This is a genomic window from Bacillus sp. LH1 (assembly GCF_057924895.1).
In genome coordinates this window covers 4,434,186-4,448,257 of the sequence record NZ_CM175007.1, presented here as the reverse complement: position 1 = coordinate 4,448,257, position 14,072 = coordinate 4,434,186, and the positions used below count along the sequence as shown (strand labels likewise).

Annotated in this window: 17 protein-coding genes; 12 read left to right on the top strand and 5 right to left on the bottom strand. The window is 34.7% G+C overall.

Annotation, left to right across the window (positions count from 1 at the left end):
- The first annotated feature begins 24 nt into the window (after window positions 1-24).
- Genes ACX9TM_RS23025 through srtB form a run of 3 tightly spaced genes read left to right on the top strand, consistent with a single transcriptional unit; the run spans window position 25 to window position 2,565 of the window.
- A complete protein-coding gene (locus tag ACX9TM_RS23025; RefSeq protein WP_001036848.1) occupies window positions 25-1,008 on the top strand; it encodes a FecCD family ABC transporter permease in 984 nt (327 codons plus the stop codon).
- Window positions 998-1,768 carry an ABC transporter ATP-binding protein gene (locus ACX9TM_RS23020; protein ID WP_000403758.1) on the top strand — a complete coding sequence of 257 codons (771 nt, stop codon included), beginning with the start codon at window positions 998-1,000 and terminating at the stop codon, window positions 1,766-1,768. Before ACX9TM_RS23025 ends, ACX9TM_RS23020 begins: the two co-directional genes overlap by 11 nt.
- Before the next feature lie 32 nt (window positions 1,769-1,800).
- Window positions 1,801-2,565, top strand: a complete 765-nt coding sequence (gene srtB, locus ACX9TM_RS23015; RefSeq protein WP_001086126.1) for a class B sortase — start codon at window positions 1,801-1,803, stop codon at window positions 2,563-2,565.
- A gap of 72 nt (window positions 2,566-2,637) precedes the next feature.
- Here srtB and isdG read toward each other — a convergent pair whose 3' ends face one another.
- Window positions 2,638-2,961: a heme oxygenase gene (gene isdG / locus ACX9TM_RS23010; protein ID WP_000587818.1), complete on the bottom strand. Its 324-nt coding sequence runs from the start codon at window positions 2,959-2,961 to the stop codon at window positions 2,638-2,640.
- Between the two features lie 295 nt (window positions 2,962-3,256).
- Between isdG and ACX9TM_RS23005 the strand changes: the two genes are divergently transcribed.
- On the top strand, window positions 3,257-4,456 hold the full coding sequence (locus tag ACX9TM_RS23005) for a class I SAM-dependent rRNA methyltransferase (protein ID WP_065382214.1): 1,200 nt from the start codon (window positions 3,257-3,259) through the stop codon (window positions 4,454-4,456).
- A gap of 38 nt (window positions 4,457-4,494) precedes the next feature.
- On the opposite strand, the gene ACX9TM_RS23000 is transcribed toward ACX9TM_RS23005, so the two are convergent.
- Both ACX9TM_RS23000 and ACX9TM_RS22995 read right to left on the bottom strand, forming a co-directional pair.
- The gene (locus ACX9TM_RS23000; RefSeq protein WP_065382215.1) at window positions 4,495-4,689 is read right to left on the bottom strand and encodes a YwbE family protein; all 195 of its coding nucleotides are present in this window, start codon (window positions 4,687-4,689) and stop codon (window positions 4,495-4,497) included.
- Window positions 4,690-4,863, bottom strand: a complete 174-nt coding sequence (locus ACX9TM_RS22995; RefSeq protein WP_001293578.1) for a hypothetical protein — start codon at window positions 4,861-4,863, stop codon at window positions 4,690-4,692.
- A gap of 168 nt (window positions 4,864-5,031) precedes the next feature.
- Here ACX9TM_RS22995 and ACX9TM_RS22990 point away from each other — a divergent pair, with 168 nt between their 5' ends.
- The 7 genes from ACX9TM_RS22990 to ACX9TM_RS22960 all read left to right on the top strand — a co-directional run bounded on the left by ACX9TM_RS22990 (window position 5,032) and on the right by ACX9TM_RS22960 (window position 10,227).
- Entirely contained in the window at window positions 5,032-5,724 is a 693-nt protein-coding gene (locus tag ACX9TM_RS22990) for a response regulator transcription factor (RefSeq protein WP_000018035.1), read from the top strand.
- A 1-nt stretch (window position 5,725) separates the two neighbouring features.
- Window positions 5,726-6,661, top strand: coding sequence for a HAMP domain-containing histidine kinase (locus ACX9TM_RS22985; RefSeq protein ID WP_065382216.1), 936 nt, complete (start codon window positions 5,726-5,728; stop codon window positions 6,659-6,661).
- Between the two features lie 125 nt (window positions 6,662-6,786).
- Window positions 6,787-7,710, top strand: a complete 924-nt coding sequence (locus ACX9TM_RS22980) for an ABC transporter ATP-binding protein (RefSeq protein WP_065382217.1) — start codon at window positions 6,787-6,789, stop codon at window positions 7,708-7,710.
- Window positions 7,703-7,864, top strand: coding sequence for a hypothetical protein (locus ACX9TM_RS22975; RefSeq protein ID WP_000931815.1), 162 nt, complete (start codon window positions 7,703-7,705; stop codon window positions 7,862-7,864). Before ACX9TM_RS22980 ends, ACX9TM_RS22975 begins: the two co-directional genes overlap by 8 nt.
- Window positions 7,865-7,898: 34 nt before the next feature.
- A complete protein-coding gene (locus tag ACX9TM_RS22970; RefSeq protein WP_000475536.1) occupies window positions 7,899-8,603 on the top strand; it encodes an ABC transporter permease in 705 nt (234 codons plus the stop codon).
- Between the two features lie 37 nt (window positions 8,604-8,640).
- Window positions 8,641-9,510 (top strand): DUF4097 family beta strand repeat-containing protein, encoded by an 870-nt coding sequence (locus tag ACX9TM_RS22965; RefSeq protein WP_065382218.1) that lies wholly within the window; start codon window positions 8,641-8,643, stop codon window positions 9,508-9,510.
- A gap of 24 nt (window positions 9,511-9,534) precedes the next feature.
- Window positions 9,535-10,227, top strand: a complete 693-nt coding sequence (locus ACX9TM_RS22960) for an ABC transporter permease (RefSeq protein WP_065382219.1) — start codon at window positions 9,535-9,537, stop codon at window positions 10,225-10,227.
- Between the two features lie 64 nt (window positions 10,228-10,291).
- Here ACX9TM_RS22960 and ACX9TM_RS22955 read toward each other — a convergent pair whose 3' ends face one another.
- Window positions 10,292-10,795, bottom strand: coding sequence for a DinB family protein (locus ACX9TM_RS22955; protein ID WP_065382220.1), 504 nt, complete (start codon window positions 10,793-10,795; stop codon window positions 10,292-10,294).
- Between the two features lie 153 nt (window positions 10,796-10,948).
- Between ACX9TM_RS22955 and ACX9TM_RS22950 the strand changes: the two genes are divergently transcribed.
- Complete coding sequence (locus ACX9TM_RS22950) at window positions 10,949-11,848, top strand: tetratricopeptide repeat protein (protein ID WP_065382221.1); 900 nt, start codon at window positions 10,949-10,951, stop codon at window positions 11,846-11,848.
- A gap of 186 nt (window positions 11,849-12,034) precedes the next feature.
- Here the strand turns inward: ACX9TM_RS22950 and fhuB are convergent, their stop codons facing one another.
- Entirely contained in the window at window positions 12,035-14,071 is a 2,037-nt protein-coding gene (gene fhuB, locus ACX9TM_RS22945) for a Fe(3+)-hydroxamate ABC transporter permease FhuB (RefSeq protein ID WP_065382222.1), read from the bottom strand.
- Window position 14,072: the final 1 nt, after the last annotated feature.

Sequence of the window (14,072 nt, the reverse complement as noted above, 5' to 3'; positions counted from 1 at the left end):
ATTTTAATATAAAGGAAGAGTAGAATGAATAAAAAAACTTGGAGTTTCCTCATTGTTACTGCATTGCTTATTGTTATGACATCATTGTCAGCGATGAAAGGGAGTTTAGAAGTAGGTATTGTTGAACTTGTACAAGGGATATTTACAGGTGGAAATGAAGATGTTGAAGTCATTAAAGATTTACGTTTCCCGCGTATTATTATTGCGTTGTTCACTGGAGCGGCTCTCGCTGTTTCAGGTGTGCTTTTTCAAGCTGTTATGAAAAATCCACTCGCCGATGCTGGGGTAATCGGTATATCTTCAGGAGCAAGTTTTATGACACTCGTTATTATTACGTTGTTTCCGCAATTCTTTTTCTGGACACCCGTATTCGCCTTTTTAGGTGGTGCGCTTGCATGTTATCTCGTTTATTCGTTTTCATGGAAATCAGGATTAAGCCCGCTTCGCATTATTTTAATTGGTATTGCCATTAATGCAATGTTTACTGGATTAAATGAATCATTCGTTACGATTTGTGGGTATTTTATTAAGAGTATTAAGCAAACGACGACTTCTAATATAACAATGAAGACGTGGGGCGATGTAGAAATAATGGTGACTTATGGAACGATTGGTCTTATTCTTGCTCTGTTCGTAGGAGCTTGGTGTAACTTATTATCGCTACAAGATAAGACTGCGAAAAACTTAGGCTTGCACGTGACGAGAGTTCGTCTTATTATTTCTGCCATTGCAGTACTCTTAGCGGCAGTATCAACAGCGATTGCAGGTGTTATTGCTTTTGTAGGATTACTAGTTCCGCATATTTCAAGACAATTAGTCGGTTCAGACCATAAAGTATTAATTCCATTTTCTGCGCTTGCAGGGGCGTTATTAATTTTGACGGCAGATACAATTGGAAGGTTAATTGTGCCACCTAACGAAATTCCAGCAGCAACAATTATGGCGGTTATTGGTGGTCCATTCTTAATATTTTTGCTTAGAAAGAGTGATAAAGTTCATGGAAATTAAAAATGTAACCTTTTCATACGATAACGTAACAAATCGTTTAAAGTCTGTTAGTAGTGAAATAGAAATTGGGAAAATTACAACAATCATTGGACCGAATGGATGTGGGAAATCAACATTACTTAGTGTCATGTCTAGAAACCACGCTCCTAGCAGTGGAGAAGTAATACTTGATGGGAAAGCGATTGGTGAATATAAACCGAAAGAGTTTGCTAGAAAGCTAGCAGTTGTCCATCAACAAAATGAGGCTCCAGCAGATATTACAGTGGAAAAGCTAATAAGCTTCGGGCGTATGCCATATAAAAATATATTCTCTCCGCAAACAGATGAAGATAGAGAAGCGATTGAGCGTGCACTAGTATGTACGAATTTACAAAGTAAGCGTGATAAGCCAATTTATGCTTTATCTGGTGGAGAGAGGCAGCGAGTTTGGATCGCGATGACATTAGCTCAAAATACACCAATGCTCTTCTTAGATGAGCCGACCACATATTTAGATATTTACTATCAGTTAGAAATATTAGAGTTAGTGAAAGAGTTAAATGAAGTGCATGGACTAACGATTGTAATGGTATTACATGATATTAATCAAGCCATTCGTTATAGCGACCATATTATCGTTATGAAAGATGGAGAAATTATTACGAAAGGTATTCCTAATGATGTAATAACAGAAGAAATGGTTAAAGCAATATATGGTGTAGATGTCATTGTAAAGCAGGATGAAGATACCGGATTGTACATGGTACCTATGGGAATCTAAAGGCTGAGCATAATCCGTTTTGAGGTGATAATTTGAATAGTAAGAAAGGACGGAAAAAGAATTCTTTTTTTCAACGCATACTTACAATTGTGTTTTTAGGAATCTTTTTCTATTCAATGTATGAGTTGGGCGGGATTTTCATGGATTATTATGAAAATCGTAAAGTAATGGCTGAGGCACAACATATTTATAAAAGAAGTCCAATGGAAGAAAAATCAGAAAATGGAGAGGTACGTAAACAGTTTCAGGATCTCCAGAAAATTAATCCAGAGATAGTCGGATGGATTACGATGGATGATACACAAATTAATTATCCAATCGTTCAAGCAAAAGATAATGATTACTATTTATTTCGTAATTATAAAGGTGAAGATATGAGAGCGGGAAGCATTTTTATGGACCATCGTAATGATGTGAAATCTCAAAATCGAAATACGATTTTATATGGCCATCGTATGAAAGATGGTTCTATGTTTGGTAGTTTAAAAAAAATGTTGGATGAAGACTTTTTTATGTCTCATCGTAAATTATATTACGATACATTATTTGAAGGATACGACGTTGAAGTTTTTTCAGTATACACGACAACAACGGACTTTTATTACATTGAAACGGATTTTGGAAATGATGCAGCATATGCATCGTTCTTAAAGGAAATTCAAGAAAAATCACTGTACAAAACGGATACGGAATTGACGGCTAATGATGAAATCGTAACACTTTCTACTTGTGATTATGCTCTTGATCCAGAGGCTGGAAGGCTAGTTGTACACGCAAAATTAGTAAAAAGAAATTAAAGAAAAAAGTATAGAATATGAGAAGTGATAGATAACGCTTCTCATATTCTATACTTTAAAAAAGGACTGTTCTTACTGTGCTGCAGCCATTGGCATACGTACAACTTTTACATCATAGTAAGCAATTTTATTATCAAGAATATATTCTGGCATTCCGCCTTGATGTGAGTGAGCATCTTTAAATGCAGCGCTCTTTGTCCAACCTTGGAAATCTTCTTTTGCATTCCAGCGAGTGCTAATTGTTACTTCATCATAATCAACTGTATTTTGTGTTAAAAGAACTTCTAGACCTAAAAAGCCTGGCATCGTTTCAACTTTACCTACTTTATTAAAACGCTCAATTAATTTATGCCCATTTCCCTTTGTAATTTTAGCTGTATTTGTAACAATAATCATGTTTATTCCTCCTATAAATGTAGCTATATTTTCAAGAACTCATATACATCAAATGATAATGAAAATCATTATCATTGTCAATGGTAAATGTGAAATATATAAGTTTTTTTCTATTATTTTGGACAGTGAGATTTTCATTTCAAAACGTAGTAAATATGTGGCGGTTAAGTGCGAGAATGAGCTAGTTGTACTAGCAAAGCAATAATATGGTATAGTGAAACGAGGCTGTTTTTTCAGTCTCGTTTTTCAAATGCTTCCTGTAGAGAAAGCATGCAAATGGAAAGGAAGTTATTATATGCGATTAGAAGTAACTGTAAAAATAAAACCGAAATTTATAAAAGAAATTAAAAGTGGATATCCGCTTATTTTAAAAGATGCGATTCAAAATTTAAATGATGTTCGTGAAGAAGGAACAATCATCAAAGTAGTAGATGAGAAGAACAACTTTGTCGGAAAAGGTTATTATGGAAAGCAAAATAAAGGATACGGCTGGATTTTAACGAGAAAAGAGAGTGAACAAATTAATCAATCTTTCTTTGAAAGTAAAATCAAATCTGCCCTACATAAACGAAAGCAATTTTATAAATCAAGTGATACGACAGCATTCCGTGTGGTGAATGGTGAAGGTGATGGTCTTGGAGGACTAATTATCGATTATTATGATGGCTACTACGTAGTAAGTTGGTATAGTGAAGGGATTTACACTTTCAGAGATGAGATTATAGCCGCTCTTCAAAAAGTAGCAAACTTTAAAGGTATTTATGAGAAAAAGCGTTTTGATACGAAAGGGAAATATATTGAGGGTGATGATTTCGTAGCAGGAGAGCGCGGCGAGTTCCCACTTATCGTAAAAGAGAACGGTGTGAACTTTGCGGTTTATTTAAATGATGGGGCAATGGTTGGTGTATTTTTAGATCAACGTAACGTTCGAAAACAAATTCGTGATAAATATGCAAAGGGAAGAACAGTGTTAAATATGTTCTCTTATACAGGTGCTTTCTCTGTATTTGCAGCGCTTGGCAGAGCAAGTAAAACGACGAGTGTTGACCTTGCAAATCGTAGTTTAAGTAAAACGATTGAGCAGTTTAGTGTAAATGAAGTTGATTATGAAGCACAAGATATTATTGTAGAAGATGTATTTCTTTACTTCAAATATGCAGCTAAGAAAAAGATGAAATTTGATATGGTCGTACTTGATCCTCCAAGCTTCGCCCGCTCAAAAAAATATACATTTAGTGCAGCAAAAGATTATAAAAATTTATTAAAAGAAACAATTGCTATTACAGAAAATAACGGTATTATCGTTGCTTCTACAAATTGTAGCGCATTCGATATGAAAAAGTTTAAAGGCTTTATCGATACAGCCTTTAAAGAAATGAATGGCAAATATAAAATATTAGAAGAACATTCTTTACCAGAAGATTTCCGTACCATTGATCAATTTAAAGAAGGAGACTACTTAAAAGTAGTTTTCATCGAGAAAATTAAAGGTTAATAAAGAAAAGGAGCTCGAGTTTACTTGAGCTCCTTTTCTTATTGAAAGATATTTTGTACTCTACCGACTTGTCCGTCCTGCAATCGCACTTTAATGCCATGCGGATGGGAAGGGGAGTTTGTTAAAATATCTTTTACAATTCCACGTGTTAATTTGCCTGTTCGTTGATCTTGTTTTAATACAATATCAACTTCAAGACCGGGCGTGATATTAGAACGTTTTTGTCCGTTCATTTACACACCTGTACGTCTACGTTGGTTGTTTGTTTTCTTTGTTTGTTGGTTTTGTAATTTTTTCGTTTCTTGGCTTTGATTTTTTGCATTTTGACCATTTCCATTTCCTTGCTTTTTCTTAGCAAGTTGTTCGCGCATTAAATCAGCTAAGCTTACTTTTTTGTTTTCTGACATGATAAGTCTCCTTTATATAAAGTTAATTATGAACAATCGTAGTGAATTTCATCATATCATTGTTAAGGAAGGAAGGGAAGTTGGTTTGAAAATTCATATAATTGTTTCCAGTCTGTAGTAGTTACGATACAATTGGATTGTTAACGTTTGTAAAAAGGGGATAGACATATGTCACATCATATTTTATTAGTTGAAGATGATATCTCAATTCAAGAGATGGTGGAAAAGTATTTAATAAAAGAGGGTTTTCAAGTAACAATTGCGTCTGATGGAGAGGAAGGCGTGAACACATATTTAAAAGGTTCATTTGATTTGATTATCCTTGACATTATGATGCCAAAGCTAGATGGCTTAGAAGTTGTACGAATCATTCGAGAAAAAAGTGCTGTTCCGATTTTAATGATGTCGGCAAAAGATACAGATGTTGATAAAGCTGTTGGATTAGGACTTGGAGCAGATGATTACATTTGTAAGCCGTTTTCTATGATTGAATTAGCTGCACGTGTAAAAGCGGGTATTCGGAGGTCTACGAAATATTCGGCTACAGAAACAACAGAAAAGATGATTCAAATTGGTGATTTAACAATTGATCCAATTAATTTTACAGTTGAAAAAAACGGGAAGTCTCTCAAACTTACTTTAAAAGAATTTGAGATTTTAAAGCTATTCGTAAAGAACCAAAATCGTGTATTTACGAAAGCTCAAATATATACGTTAGTTTGGAATGAAGAGTATTACGGTGACGATAACGTTATTAATGTTCATATGAGAAGATTGCGTGAGAAAATCGAAAGTGATCCATCTAATCCAGAATATATTAAAACGTTATGGGGCATCGGCTATAAGTTGGAAGTGATGTAATATGGTCAATTTGTTAATAGGTATTATTTTTATATTGTTATGTGTTATTTATATGCAATATAGAATGAGAAAAAATAGTAGTGAAAATTTACGATACACATATGAAAAGTTAGAAAGTATTGTAAATGACAAAACAGGCGAGACGTTACTCGTTATGACAGATGATCTAGAATTGCAAAAATTATTAGTGGCAATTAATCAATTATTAGATGCAAAACAGAAAACGAATGCAGGTCATGCAAAAGTAGAAATTTCGATGAGAAAAATGCTTTCAAATATTTCGCATGACTTGAAAACACCACTAACAGTTATTCTTGGATATACAGAAATGTTAAATAAGGATAAAACGATAAATAAAGAAGAACAACAAATATTACTTGAAAAAGTGCATACGAAAACACTAGAAGTGATGGAGTTAATTCATAAGTTTTTTGACTTGGCAAAATTAGAATCTGGTGACAAAGCAATTGAAATGACAAAAGTAAATATGAATGAAGTATGCCGCGAGAAGATTTTATCATTTTATGATTTAGTGACGACGAAAGGTTTTCAGGTTCATATTGATATACCAGAAAGAAATATATACGCACTTGGAAATGTAGAAGTATTAGGTAGGGTATTGAATAATTTAATATCAAATGCAATTACATATGGAGACGATGGAAAGGCACTCGGTATGACGTTAAGAGATGATGACACGGGCGTGTATATAGATGTATGGGATAAAGGAAAAGGGATTGATGAATCTCATATTGATAAAGTGTTTGAGCGTATGTACACACTTGAAGATTCAAGAAATAGATTGTACCAAGGAAGTGGTCTCGGATTAACGATTACGAAACGGCTTGTGGAAGCGATGGACGGGAAAATCCATCTTTCTAGTAAACCGTATGAAAAAACAATTTTTACAATTGTATTAACAAAGATACAGTTTTAGCTTGTAGAGCAGTAGATTCTACAAGCTTTTTTTCAGCGTAAGGAATTTGTAAGAAACGGGTAAGAAAAAAGAGATTTCCGTTGTCTATTATAGAAATATAGAGTATTGCGAAAGGGGAAAGTAACATGACATATATATTAAAAACAAATCAGTTAACGAAAGTGTTTAAAGGGAAAGAAGTTATTTCCGGTGTTAACATGCATGTGAAAAAAGGAGAAATTTACGGTTTTTTAGGACCAAACGGTGCTGGTAAAACAACGATTATGAAAATGATTACAAATTTAATAAAACCGACGAGTGGTGATATTGAAATCTTCGGTGAGAAATTAACAGATACATCTTATGAAGTATTAAAAAGAATGGGGACAATTATTGAATACCCAATCTTTTATGATAAATTAACGGCGAAAGAAAACTTAGACCTACATTGTGAATATATGGGCTACTACGATAAAAATGCAATTGACCATGCTTTACATTTAGTGAAACTACAAGGGATAGATAATAAAAAAGTAAAAGATTTTTCATTAGGAATGAAACAACGACTCGGTATTGCAAGAGCAATCGTGACAAAGCCAGAATTGCTCATTTTAGATGAACCCATTAACGGTTTAGATCCAATTGGTATTAAAGAGTTACGAGACTTATTTAAAATGCTCTGCAAAGAATATGGCATTACATTATTAGTTTCTAGTCATATTTTAGGTGAGGTGGAACTAATGGCGGATACAATTGGTGTGATTCAAAATGGAAAACTAATAAAAGAAGTTTCAATGAAGAGTATTAACGGAAAACAAACAGAGTATATTGAAATCACTGTTCCTGATGTGAAACGTGCAACTTATATTTTAGAAGATAAACTTGGTATAAAAAACTACAAAATAATGAGTGGAAACATGATTCGGGTTTATGATACGTTAGCGTCTCAGCAGGCCATTTCAAAAGCACTTATTATGAACGATGTGGAAATTGAAAGTATTAATAAGAAACATAGTTCCTTAGAAGAATATTTCTTAAATGTAATGGATGGAGAAGGTATTCATGCTTAATGGACTGTGGCTGAACCTGGTAAGTGGATTTATCGTAATGCTAATAAGTGGAATTTTATATTATAGAAAACCAGGGCGGAAATGGTTGTTCAGTGTACTAGTGATAGGAATGTTAAGCTTCGTTACTGCTGGAATTAGAATGTTAGCAGCGTAGAGACAGGTATATAAAGAATGGAGGCGTAATTTATATGTTTAAATTAATGAAGCTCGAATGGAAGAAACATAAATTATCTAGTTACTTTAAAGGGGTAGCAATTTGTATTATAGCAATTTTCGCTGCAGTAAGCCTTATGGCGTGGGGATCTAAGGTAGAGGATGATTTGATGTTCTCTAGCTATATGGAATACATGTCTTTAGCAAATATTCTTATTAGAATTACATTTATTATTTTTGCATCGGTTATTTTATCACGTTTAGTGATCGATGAATACAAGAACAAAACAATACAGCTACTATTTATGTATCCACTGCAAAGGAAAATGCTAATGAGTGCGAAATTAACAATTGTTTTTTGTTTTTGTTTTGTGAGCACGATTATCGCTACTTTCATTATTAGTTTGCTCATATTCTGTATGAATCCAATAATGGGACTACTTGAAACGCCTGTTACGATGGGGGAAATAATAGCTATCGTTCCAGCTACTATTATAAGTGCATTTATGATATCTGGTATTAGTTTAATTCCTTTATTTTTTGGAATGAGAAAGAAATCAACACCGACAACGATTACTTCTGCAGTAATAATTGGGATGATGATGAACAGTAACGTTGGTCCTGGAAATGGTCAAGTAAGTATGTTTGATTTTATAGCTATCCCAATCGTGCTCTGTTTATTAGGAATTTTCATTAGCTATCTATCGTTTCGTAAAATTGACAAGATAGATGTGGCGTGAAGCAAGCTTAAAACAAAAACGAACTGGGGTATGAATAGTGAAAAAAATGATAGTAATTGCAATATTATTCATTACAATTGCTAGTGTAGTTTTTGGTATTAAGGTATTTCAGGGGAAAGATTTTAAGAAAGAAAAGTCTTTTGATATAAATAATATAAAAGCAATAGAAGTAGACAATGAAAATTGGAATCTTGAGTTTAAAAGTACAGACGCTAATAAAATAGTAATTTCTGCTCAAGGTGAACAAGCGGATAAAGAGATAGATCCTGTCAAAATAGAAAATGATGAAAATAAAATTATGGTTAAGCAAAAACAAGAGGCGAACAAATTTTTTAATGGTTTTACGTTTAGGAAGAAGAATAGTATATGTATAGCTATTCCGAAGAAAGAAATAGATAAAATTGTATTAAATAATAAATCAGGTGATGTGAAAATAAGAGATATAGTAGTAAAAAGTATCGTGACGAAAGGCAAATCTGGGGATGGAATGATTGTAGGACTAACAGCCGAGAAAGGTGAATTCATATCGCAAAGTGGAGAGTTAGTTGTAAAAGATAGTTCAGTACAAGAATTAAATATAAAGTCTACGACTGGTGATAACTATATCACAAATGTAAGTAACTCAAATATGAACATCACTTCAACATCTGGGGAAGTATTGCTGAAAGATATGATAGAAGGAAAATCATTATTTATAGAAACAAAATCAGGGGATATTGGCGTACGGTATAAAGGTGTCCCGGCATCATTGAAGCTTATGGCTAAAAGTAATTCGGCTGACGTAATAGTAGATTTAAAAGGACTTAAGAAAGATAAAAGTACAGAAAAAATAAAAGTAGGAACGATTGGTGATGCAAAAAACAAAGTGGAGATTTTAAGTAAGACAGGGGTCATTTATATTGATTAAGTCTTAGGAGGAGGGAGGACTATCATGCTACGTCTTATGAAGCTAGAACTGAAGAAAATTAAACTTGGCTGGTACGTGAAGAGAGCAGTAATTGCAAATTTTGCTATACTGGCATTATTGATTTTTGTTAGCATCGTTTCTCAAATAGAGGGAGATCCAGAAATAAGAGATCCGCAGGCCATTTTGTTAATGGCTAGTTCAATAGTGAGAGCAACATTTATTATTTTTGGTGCTGTACTAATAGCTAAGTTAATAATTGATGAATATAAAAACAAAACAATATTATTGATGTTTTCTTATCCAATTAATCGAAAGAAAATAATGATTAGTAAGTTGGCTATTACAGCAATATTAACATTCATAACAGTTATTTTATCTAATATTTTTGTAGTGGGAATTTTCATTGGAATAGATAGTTATTTTTCGATTCTTCCTAATTCATTCGCAGTAGATCAATTGATTCAAGAAGGGATAAATCTCGTTCCTTTAGCCATTGCCACTGCGGGAATAAGCTTAATTCCTCTATACTTCGGAATGCGTAAACGTTCAGTGCCAACTACTATTGTTTCGTCTATTATCGTTGTGCTAATCGCAATTAATAACCCACCAATATTTCCTATAGCGACCTTTCTTCCTCTTCAATTCGCATTTGCAGTGATTGGTGTGGCGATTGCTTATTATGGAATTAAAAATATTGAGAGGGAAGATGCAATATAAAGTTTCACATGAAACAAGTTACAGAAAAAGACAAGATGTGTAAACACCTTGTCTTTTTCTGTTGTTACATTTTAGGAGCTTCCATTCCAGCCGTAGCCCATTCTTCTTTTGCGGGACCATATACGCCAGGAACTGTTAAGCCGGCTTGTCGCATTAAAACCGTCATTTGCCCGCGGTGATGATTTTGATGATTAATAAGTGTCATTAAAAATATAGAATTCGGCATAGGGCGACCAAAGAAGTCATTAATAGTTGCTAAATCTTTATCAGTCCATTCGCTTTGAAGTGCTTCAACAAAAGCCGCGTTCACTTTACGGTACTCATCTGCAATTGTTTTTGCAGAAGTAGGAACAGGATAATCTTTCGTTTCGCCTTCAAACTTTAGCCCTGTGCCAGATAGTATAACAGGAATTGCCGTCACGATATGCCAAGCAACTCTGCCTAACGTCCAATGTCCAGGTGCAATTTCCTGTGATAAAGATGCATCGGTTAATGAATCAAGTAATTTCTGAGTAGACTCTGCTTCGTATGTCCATGATTGCAAGAAGCCTTCAATTGTTTGGTACATTATTGTTATCCCCCTCTACTTATGTTCATAGATTAAGTTCGAGAAGAAATGACAAGTTCCCTTTATGTTTTAATGATGGTATTTAAAATTTTATATATAAATTTTATGATACTATTGAGTGTATATAGAATTATATTAATTTAGGGGGATATTATGAAAAGATTGATTTTAGGAATCATAATTTTATTTTTAATGGTAGGATGTAGCAATGAAACCTATAAAAAAGCAATGGATCAAGGGAAATTGGCGTTAGCGAGTAAAGAATATGACACGGCAGTAGCATCATTTGAGCTAGCATTAGAAGAGAAAAAGGATGATAAAGAAGCAAAGGTATTAAAAGACCAAACTACTAAGATGATAAGTTCGATAAAAGAGAAATCGAGTGGAAATATAGAACAAGCAATAGGTTTGTTTCAAGAAGTAGAAAAGATGAAAGATGGTTCCGCAATCCTTCAAAGTCAAGCGAAAGAACAAAAAGATTCGCTCATAGAGCATAAAGAGTTAAAAGGTCAATATATAGGCCAATTGGAAAAGGCAGAGAAGTTAAAGAATGATAAAAAGTATGAAGAGGCTAAAGGGATAGTAAATAAAATTGTTAACGATACTGGCCAAAATCAACAATTTATTTCGGAAAATCAACGGGCCGAAGAGCTGAATAAGCAAATCAATGGCTTACTAACTCAACAAGCAGAAGTTAAGGAAAAAGAGGAAGAGTTAAAAAATGAAAAGAAAAAAGAGGCTGATATTGGAAAGTTAAAAGGGTCTTGGATGTCATCAGAAAGTACAGACAGGCCAGTTGGGTTGGAAATAGAATCTATTAATAGTGAGAAAACAGGCGGAGAATTTATGGAACATAATATTTTTGGGAAAGGGACTACTATAGGAGACTTTCGAATATTAAGTGTGGACCAAGGGATTATTTCTGTAGAGCTTGTATTTTTAGTGGGGGAAATAAAGCATAAGGCTGATTTGAAAATTGAGGAGAACACATTAACTGTATATCATGAGTTTATGGGGAGTACTGAATCTGTGAAATTAGTGAGATCAGAGTAATTTATCCGGCTATTCGTCGGACAGTAAAACTTCCACCTCAAGATTCGGCTGGAGCAAAGAAGTTAGGTGGGAGATTCACTGCTCATAAAAGCCCGATTGGTGTGGGCTAATAATTAGCGGGGATGAAGAAAACCCCCACTAAAGAAAGTTAATTAAAAAGGAGGCTTCTAACAAGAAGCCTCCTTTTTAATTAACTTTCTTCCCACTCTTCCTCATCAACCATAAGAAATAAGGTGCTCCAAGTACAGCGACGACAAGACCAGAAGGAATTTCTTTCGGATATGCAATTGTTCGGCCGAGTAAGTCAGCAATGGAAATAAGAATTGCTCCAAACAGTGCTGAGCAAACGAATAGTCTTTGATGGTTCATACCAACAACAATTCTTGCTAAGTGAGGTGCGACAAGGCCTAAAAAGGCAATTGTACCGACAGCAGCGATATTTACTGACGCAAGTAGTGTCGCTAGCACAATTAGAGCAAGACGTGTTTTATTTACTGGTTGCCCAAGTCCAGTTGCTAAATCGTCTCCCAGTACGAGAACGTCAAGTTGTTTTATTAAGAAAAAGATAATGAATACAAGAATTAGAGATGGATATAGAATGATATTTTCTAAGTGATTCCACCCTCTTGCATACGTACTGCCAGATAACCATGTTAAAGCAGCGGCAACATTCAAATTGGCTCTAACGATAAAGATTTGAATAATTGCTGAGCCAAGCGCAGAAATACCAATCCCTATTAAAGCGAGAGCTGTTGGACTAAATCCTGATTTCCAAGAGAAGAAGAGGACAATTCCAACTGCAAGTAGTCCGCCAATAAATGCACCAATTGGTAGGAAGAAACCAGGAAGTGCAGGGAAGACATACATAATCGTTAAAGCCCCGACACCAGCTCCCGATGAAATACCAATAATAGAAGGATCGGCAAGTGGGTTTCGTAATATACTTTGGAAAACAAGCCCACTTATTGCAAGGCATGCGCCAGCAATAGCAGCAACGAGCATTCTTGGTAAACGAAGATTCATCATCATATTTTTGTCAAATTGTGTTAATTGACCTGATATAACATTAGTAATGCTTTCGATATAAGCGTTACTACCGATTGTAACACCAAGAGCAATCGTCACAATACAAAGTGTGATAGATATAATGATTACCTTTTTATAAGAGTAATAGCGGGAACTAGCTCCAGCTGCATTCGCACCGTTATCATTCATATATTGTTTCGACTTCATCATTCGATACACTAAGTAAATAAGCCAAGGAGATCCAATCATTGCTGTGACTGCCCCAACAGGAAGTTCTGCACCGGTTGGATCTATTAATCTACCGACAACATCTGCTCCAAGCAATAATACTGCCCCCCATAAGAAAGAAGAGAGAAGAAGAGTAAAGTGTTGACGGTATCCGATAAGGCGCATTAAATGAGGTGCAACTAAGCCGACAAAGCCAATTGGTCCAACAACAGTAACAATTACTGCTGTTAAAAAGATTGCAGCAATGAAGGCGATAAGACGTGTTACTGCTGTTTTTTCACCAAGAGAAATAGCAACATCATCACCAAGTAAGAGAATGTTGAGTTTACGAGACATAAATAGTAAAACTAGGAAAGAAATAATGATAAATGGAAAAGTAAATTGAACGCCATCCCAGTTATTTTGAATAAGAGAGCCAGCTCCCCATAAAAATAAACCAGCTGTTTCATTTTCATAGAAAAGCTGCATCGTTCCGGTAAAGGCAGAGAGCATTAATGTAACGACCATACCAGCTAATGCCATTCTAAGTGGGGTTCCCTTTTTTCCACCAGAAATACGGTATACAAATAAAGCAGTAATAGCACCACCGATAAATGTGAACAGAAGGGAATTAATTTGTAAATCTTTCGGTAAGAAAATTGTAGCCGCTACTAGAAAGAAATATGCGCCAGAGTGAATACCCATTGTACTGGATTCAGCAAGTGGATTTTTCGTTAACGTTTGTAAAATAACCCCTGATGCAGCAAGAGCGCCTCCAGCTAAAATGGCAATTACAGCTCTAGGTAATCGAAGCATAATTAAAGTTTGATGTTCTAGTGATTGGTTCGGTGAGATAAGAGCATCAATAATCATACTATAGGAAATGTTTGCTTGGCCTTGTCCGATATGAATAAAGAAAAGGAGGAGCAAGAGAGCTGCTCCTCCTCCGAATACAAGACTTGCTCGAAGTGTATGTTGTAAGCTATTCATT

Bases quoted from the DNA above. Each gene is read 5' to 3' on its own strand.
- ACX9TM_RS23000 (WP_065382215.1), bottom strand. From the start codon at position 4,689: ATGAACGGACAAAAACGTTCTAATATCACGCCCGGTCTTGAAGTTGAT.
- ACX9TM_RS22960 (WP_065382219.1), top strand. From the start codon at position 9,535: ATGCTACGTCTTATGAAGCTAGAACTGAAGAAAATTAAACTTGGCTGG.
- ACX9TM_RS22990 (WP_000018035.1), top strand. From the start codon at position 5,032: ATGTCACATCATATTTTATTAGTTGAAGATGATATCTCAATTCAAGAG.
- ACX9TM_RS23025 (WP_001036848.1), top strand. From the start codon at position 25: ATGAATAAAAAAACTTGGAGTTTCCTCATTGTTACTGCATTGCTTATT.
- ACX9TM_RS23005 (WP_065382214.1), top strand. From the start codon at position 3,257: ATGCGATTAGAAGTAACTGTAAAAATAAAACCGAAATTTATAAAAGAA.
- ACX9TM_RS22995 (WP_001293578.1), bottom strand. From the start codon at position 4,863: ATGTCAGAAAACAAAAAAGTAAGCTTAGCTGATTTAATGCGCGAACAA.
- ACX9TM_RS22980 (WP_065382217.1), top strand. From the start codon at position 6,787: ATGACATATATATTAAAAACAAATCAGTTAACGAAAGTGTTTAAAGGG.
- ACX9TM_RS22975 (WP_000931815.1), top strand. From the start codon at position 7,703: ATGCTTAATGGACTGTGGCTGAACCTGGTAAGTGGATTTATCGTAATG.
- isdG (WP_000587818.1), bottom strand. From the start codon at position 2,961: ATGATTATTGTTACAAATACAGCTAAAATTACAAAGGGAAATGGGCAT.
- ACX9TM_RS23020 (WP_000403758.1), top strand. From the start codon at position 998: ATGGAAATTAAAAATGTAACCTTTTCATACGATAACGTAACAAATCGT.
- ACX9TM_RS22950 (WP_065382221.1), top strand. From the start codon at position 10,949: ATGAAAAGATTGATTTTAGGAATCATAATTTTATTTTTAATGGTAGGA.
- ACX9TM_RS22970 (WP_000475536.1), top strand. From the start codon at position 7,899: ATGTTTAAATTAATGAAGCTCGAATGGAAGAAACATAAATTATCTAGT.
- fhuB (WP_065382222.1), bottom strand. From the start codon at position 14,071: ATGAATAGCTTACAACATACACTTCGAGCAAGTCTTGTATTCGGAGGA.
- ACX9TM_RS22985 (WP_065382216.1), top strand. From the start codon at position 5,726: ATGGTCAATTTGTTAATAGGTATTATTTTTATATTGTTATGTGTTATT.
- ACX9TM_RS22955 (WP_065382220.1), bottom strand. From the start codon at position 10,795: ATGTACCAAACAATTGAAGGCTTCTTGCAATCATGGACATACGAAGCA.